The organism is Deinococcus marmoris DSM 12784 (assembly GCF_000701405.1).
Lineage (GTDB): Bacteria > Deinococcota > Deinococci > Deinococcales > Deinococcaceae > Deinococcus > Deinococcus marmoris.
The window spans coordinates 20951-27259 of sequence record NZ_JNIV01000065.1; the positions used below are offsets into that span (position 1 = coordinate 20951).

General features: G+C 65.9%; 2 protein-coding genes. Both read left to right on the top strand.

Annotated features, from left to right (window positions below; all coding sequences use genetic code 11):
- Window positions 1-90: 90 nt before the first annotated feature.
- Window positions 91-5673, top strand: coding sequence for a DNA repair ATPase (locus tag Q319_RS0115090; RefSeq protein ID WP_051655437.1), 5583 nt, complete (start codon window positions 91-93; stop codon window positions 5671-5673).
- A gap of 376 nt (window positions 5674-6049) precedes the next feature.
- Window positions 6050-6309, top strand: a 260-nt coding sequence (locus tag Q319_RS27240; protein ID WP_156039374.1) for a helix-turn-helix domain-containing protein, incomplete at its 3' end; no start/stop codon positions are given.

Genomic DNA, 6309 nt, shown 5'->3' on the forward strand with positions numbered 1-6309 from the left:
GCACACAACTGGCCGGCGGGCGCGTGAGACAGTGACGCGCCCGCCGGTTGCCGTTCAGAAATGCAGCGCCGTCCACACAGGGAAATTCCGATGACCGAACCCACACCCCCCAGCATGCCCGAAGACCAGACCACAGCAGAAGTGATCCCCGCCCCTGACCAGATCACGGGCACGGACCTGACACGCAACACGGAACAGACCTCCGGCGCAGAACAGAACACAACCGAACAGACCACAGCCGAGGAAACCAGCGGGGCCTACGCGGTGCTCAGCGCCCGACTCGCTGCACAGGGCGCAGGGCTGCAAAGCATGGCCGCAGACCTGAATGCCCAGCGCATCGCTGAATTTGGCGAGGGCGAGATGACCCTGCTGGGACGCGTGCGCATCCACACTCCCTTTACCGCCCTGGGCCGTGATCTGGTCGAGGCCGGGCCGTGGCTGCTGTTCGGCTTCAACGCCGCGTCGGCGCGCAAGGGGGAAACCGCCGTCGGCGACGTCCTCAGCCTGTACCGGCTCATCGAGACTGGCGGAACCTACGACGTGCAGCCCGTTCCCACCCTGGGCACCTTTCTCGCGGACCCAACCTTCGTGCGCGACTTCGCCGAGCTGTACGCCTACTACAAAGACGCCCGGCTGCTCCAGCTGCTCACGCGCGGCACCAAACTGCTGGCCGTTTTTCAGATGGGACAGACCATCGCCGATGTGCGGGTGTTCCGCTGGGAGATCAGCCCGACAGGCGAGGTGAGCTACACCGACGCGCGCGGTGAACGCGACGCCGCGCCGCCGCCCAGATTCGACTTCGAGTGGATCCGCGCCGGACGCGAGCTGGAAGTCAGCGGACGTCACCCACACCTGAACATCCTCGACACGCTGTACGTCGAGACGCGCAGCGGCACGCTGACGGTCAAGACCGAGAACGACACCGAGACCGGCGAGGGCGTGTACAGCGAGCCGGTAGACGACGCCACCCAGTCCCTGGACGACGCCAGATTCGAGTACGCGCGCGTGGGAACGCTGATCCTGCTGCGGGTGCTGCCCTACCGCGAACAAGAGTGGCGCGGGCTGATCTACAACACCCTGACGCGCCGGGTGATACGGAGCGACGCCATGCTGCTGTCGTGCGTCAGCCTGCCTGAAGACCACGGCATCATCTTTCCCGGCGGCTTCTACGCCCAGAGCGGCGAGTACCGCGACTTTGACGCGCAGGTCCAGGGCATGACCCTGAGCGGCGTGCAGCGTTCCCCCAATGGTGAGGACGTGCTGTACACCTTCTACGAGCCAGTCAGCGGGGAGAGCGCGCTGTTCGTCTATAACCTGATCCGCCGCGAACTGGCCGCGCCGCTGTTCGCCCACGGTGAGGCCCTCCAGGAGGGCGGCACCCTGACGCTGTTCCAGGCCGAGAGTTCTGTGCCCACACGGGTGCATCCGATGCAGGTCTGGAAGACGCCTTTTTTTAGCGACGAGTTTGCCTCGAGAGCGCCGCAGAGCAATGGCGCACTTGGGCGGCTGGGCAACGCCGAACTGGTGCGCGGAGTGTCCAACCTCACCCAGGTGGCGCGCACCACTGGCCAGCGGGCACAGGACGCCCGACACTACACCCGGCTGACTGCCAGCGCCCGGCGGCTGTTCGAGGTGCACCACTGGCTCGCCGATCCCGCCAACGCCGCGCTGGCTGGCCTGCTTCACGAGATCATCGCCAGCAGCGAGGCGGTGCTCGACGAATTCGAGAAGGTGCAGAGCATGCACCTGGCGGCCCGTGAAGCTCTGGATCAGGCCCGCAAGGAACACCGCGCCCTGCTCACCGACCTTGACGGCCGCGCCCATACCGAGGTGCAGTCTTTTGTCGAGGCCCTGGAGCTGCTGGTGGCAGAACGCGGCAAACTGCTGAGCCTGCGGGACATGCGCGGCATCGACGTGGCCGCTGTAGACGCGATGGTGGCCGAGACCACAGCGGCGCATACCCAGACCGGAGAGGCCACCGGCGCGTTCCTGACCGGCCCGGAGGCACTGACCCCGCTGGCTGATGAGATTATGGCCCTGGAAACCGGGCTGTCCTCGGCGGACACGGCGTCCAGCCGGATACTTACTGCGCAGCTCACGGAGATCGCCAGAGTGGCCGGATCACTGGACACGCTCTCCGAGTTGCTCTCCGGACTCCCTGTAGAAGACGCCCAAGCCCGCACAGCGTTGATCAACAGCATCTCGGGGCTATACGCCAAACTCAACGCGCTGCGCGCCCGCACTGAGGGCCGCGCACGAACGGCAGGCGAGGGCGAGATGGCCGCCCAGTTCGCCGCACAGATGAATCTGTTCCGGCAATCGGTGGCCGGAGCGCTGGGCCGCGCAGACTCCCCGGAGCGGGCCACGGAGGAACTGGCCCGCCTGATCCTGGCCGCCGGGGAGATCGAGAGCCGTTTCGGCGAATACGACACCTTTGTGGATGCCTTGCTGACCCTGCGCCAGGAGACCCAGCTTGCCTTCGAGGAACGCCGCCAGGTGCTGCTGACCGCGCGTGAGCGCCGCAACCAGACCCTGGGCGACACCGGGGCACGGATCGTGGACGGCCTTGGATCTCGCCTGGAGCGCCTGTCTTCCCCGGAAGCGCTGCAGGCCTTCTTCGCCGGGGATCCGCTCGTCCTGCGCCTGCGGCAGGTCGCCGGACAACTCAGTGCCCACGGTGATGTGGTGCGGGCCGGAGACCTGCTCTCCCGCCTCGCCGCCGCCAGGGACGGGGCCGTGCGGCAGCTCCGAGACCGCTCAGACCTGTTCGAGGACGGCGGAAACGTGATCCGCCTGGGGCCACGGCACCGTTTCAGTGTCAACACCCAGGCGCTGGAACTGACCCTGCTGCCCAAAGGCGGCACGCTCAACGTGCACCTGACCGGCACAGGCTTCATGCAACCACTGCACGATCCGGTGCTGGACAGCCTTGAGGAATTCTGGGACGCGACCCTGGAATCCGAGTCACCGCAGGTCTACCGGGGCGAATACCTTGCGCACCTGGTCATGCAGGCGGCCCGGACAGATGCGGCAGCCCAGACCGCAGCAACACCGGACGCTGCCGGGAACGCTGAAGTCCTGACCCCCGGAGCAGAAGTTACAGAAACTGAGGAACAGTCCACGCTGACGATGGATATCCTGCGCTCGCTCATCAATGATCCACAGGCCCTGGAAGCACGGGTGCGGGTTTTTGCCGCTCCACGCTACCGGGGTGGCTACGAGAAAGGTGTGCATGACCACGACGCTGCTCTGATCATCCGGGCGCTGCTGCCACTTGAGGACGCGGCGGGAGCACTGATTTACCCAGCAGAGTCCCGCGCACTGGGGGTGCTGTTCTGGACCAACTGGAGTGAGCTGCATGCAAGCTGGATCCAGCGGGTTCAGAGTGCGGCCACCATCGCAGCCATGTTCGGAACACGCGGGGCGCTGGACACCGCGCAGGGTGAGCTCGCCGCCGAGATCAGCAGTTATCTGGGAGACAGCGGCATACCTGTGACACCCATCCAGGCCAGGCAGGCCGCCGATTACCTGTGCGCCGTGATCGAGGTCAGCACCCAGTCAGGCAGCACCCAGGAATCCAGCACGCCGGCTCAGCCCGTGAGACTGAGCTTCACCCGGCGGGCGGTGGACCTCGCAGACGCGCTGCGCGCGGACGCGGAGCAAACGGGCAACGCCGATCAGCTCAGCGCCTCACTGGACGTAGGCAGAGACACCTCACTCGCGCAGCGCTGGAACATGGCGCTGGCCTGGACAGCGGCCTTGACACAGACTGAGGCGTGGACAGGTCACGGCGGCGAAGCGCCGGAAGCGGCGGCGTGGCTGCTGTTCGGTGAGGAGCTCAACACGGAGATCCAGGAAACCGCGCTGGTCACCCGTGTGAGTGGTCTGATCGGCACGCATCCCAGGATCACGGGAGGTACGCTGACCCTGGACGTGGGCGAGACGGCAGCCCGGCTCGAAGAGCACCACACGGTGTACGTGCCGGGGATGCGCCGCTATCAGGAGGCGCGGGCCGCCGTGATGGAACGCGAGGCCGCTTCTCTGCACCTTTCCGAGTACCAGGCGCGCCCCCTGACGTCGTTCGTGCGCAGCGCCCTGATCGACGGCGTGTACCTGCCGGTGATCGGCGACAACCTCGCCAAGCAGATCGGCACCGTGGGCGAAGGGCGCCGCAGTGACCTGATGGGCCTGCTGATGCTGATCTCCCCGCCCGGCTACGGCAAGACCACCCTGATGGAGTACGTCGCCAGCCGGCTGGGACTGGTCTTCATGCGGATCAACGGCCCGTCGCTGGGACACGAGGTCACCTCCCTGGATCCCGCACTGGCCAGGGACTCCGGAGCCAGGGCGGAGCTGGAGAAGCTCGGCCTGGCGCTGGAAATGGGCAACAACGTGATGCTCTACCTCGACGACATCCAGCACCTCAGCCCCGCGTTCTTGCAGAAGTTCATCTCGCTGACCGACGGCACGCGCCGCATTGACGGGGTCTGGCAGGGGAAACCGCGCACCTACGACCTGCGCGGACGGAGATTTGCGGTGGTGATGGCGGGCAACCCCTACACCGAGTCCGGCGAGGTCTTCCGGGTACCGGACATGCTGGCCAACCGTGCTGACGTGTACAACCTCGGCGACGTGCTCAGCGGCATGCAGGACGCCTTCCTGATGAGCTACATCGAGAACAGCCTCACCTCCAACCCGGTGCTGGCCGCACTCTCGGGCCGTGACCCGGCAGACCTGGCCCTGCTGGTGGAGCGCGCGCAGGGACGCGAGGTGAGCCTGTCGGGGCTGAAGTCCGGTCTGGGCGAGGGCGAGGCCGGGGAGATGGTCGAGACCCTGCGGCGCCTGCTGCGGGTGCGTGACGTGCTCTCGGCGGTCAACGCGCAGTACATCGCCAGTGCCGCGCAGGATGACCGCTACCGCACCGAGCCGCCGTTCCGGCTGCAGGGCAGCTACCGCAACATGAACCGGCTGGCCGAGAAAATCCAGCCGGTGATGAACGACACCGAGATTGCGGGGCTGATCGCAGACCACTATCTCGGCGAAGCCCAGCTGCTGACCAGCGGCGCCGAGGAAAACCTGCTCAAGCTCGCCGAAATCCAGGGCACGCTGACCCTGGAACAGGACGCGCGCTGGCAGCAGATCCGCACCGGCTTCCTGCGGGACCGGGCGATCGGCGGGGCCGGGACCGACGTGGGCGGACGAGTGGTAGCGCAGCTGGCCGACATCGCTGCCGGGATGAACGCTCAAACCACCGCCCTGAAGGAAGGGGTAAGGGAAGCGGAGGTGCGCGGTCACTCCGCCGGATGGGATGCGGCCACGCAAGCCAGCATTCTGGCCGCGCTACAGTCCGTGGAAGAGGAACTCGCAGCAGTGCGTCAGAGGGGGGCTGCGACAAGCACAGCCACAACCGCACACACAGAACCTGCACCAGTGACACTCGAAATTATTATGGGCGCGCTGGAGGGAGCCTTCGCACCGCTGCTGTCCATCATCGCGTCGTCCAGCGTGCGTGACCGGGAGCTGAGTGACTCGCTGGGTGACATCGCCGACGCGCTGAAAGGAGCGCAGGCACACGGCCGGACGCTGAGCCTGGGACGGCACCCCCGAAAGCAGGACGTGGCCTGGGGGGAGACGGATGTGAAAGAACCCGGTCAGGAAGAGGAGAAGCTGTAAAGAGATGAAGTCGGGCAGCCGGGAGGAGCTGATGATCAGTCTGCCAGTCACAGTTCCGGGGACGTTTATGCCCTGCCCACGTCAGTATCTAGTCCCGCAGCCCGTGTCTCACGGGCCAGATCCAGACCGCTGACCCCAGCCAACATCCAGTCCATTACGGCGAGGTCGGCGCGCGGTCTCCATCTGGGCTGGTTGCCCAGCGCGTGGTGGTATACGCCCGCACCAGGCAGGTTTTCACTCCCAGGGGCGCGAGAGCCGCGATCAGACGCGCTCTGAACCGACCACTCAGGAGTGGGGGCATGACCCTCATGTGGTTAGGCCCGCCCTGAACTGCCGCGTGATACGGACTCCGATTAAATATTTTACAATATATGCCATGAAGTCCAACGCTTTCAGTCAACCTCTTCAACATGACGCCGCCGATTTCTGGCAGCTCTTCAAAACCAGCACCTGTGCCGTTCAGCGTCGTAGAGCGCAATTCTTTGCGCTCCTGGCAGAAGGACGCTCCCTTCCTGACCTGTTAGCGCTCACCCGCTACAGTCGGATGAGCGCTTACACCCTGCTCGCCCGGTATCACGCTCAGGGCCTGGACGGTCTCGCGGATGCACGACACGGCAATACAGGTGCACCCACGCT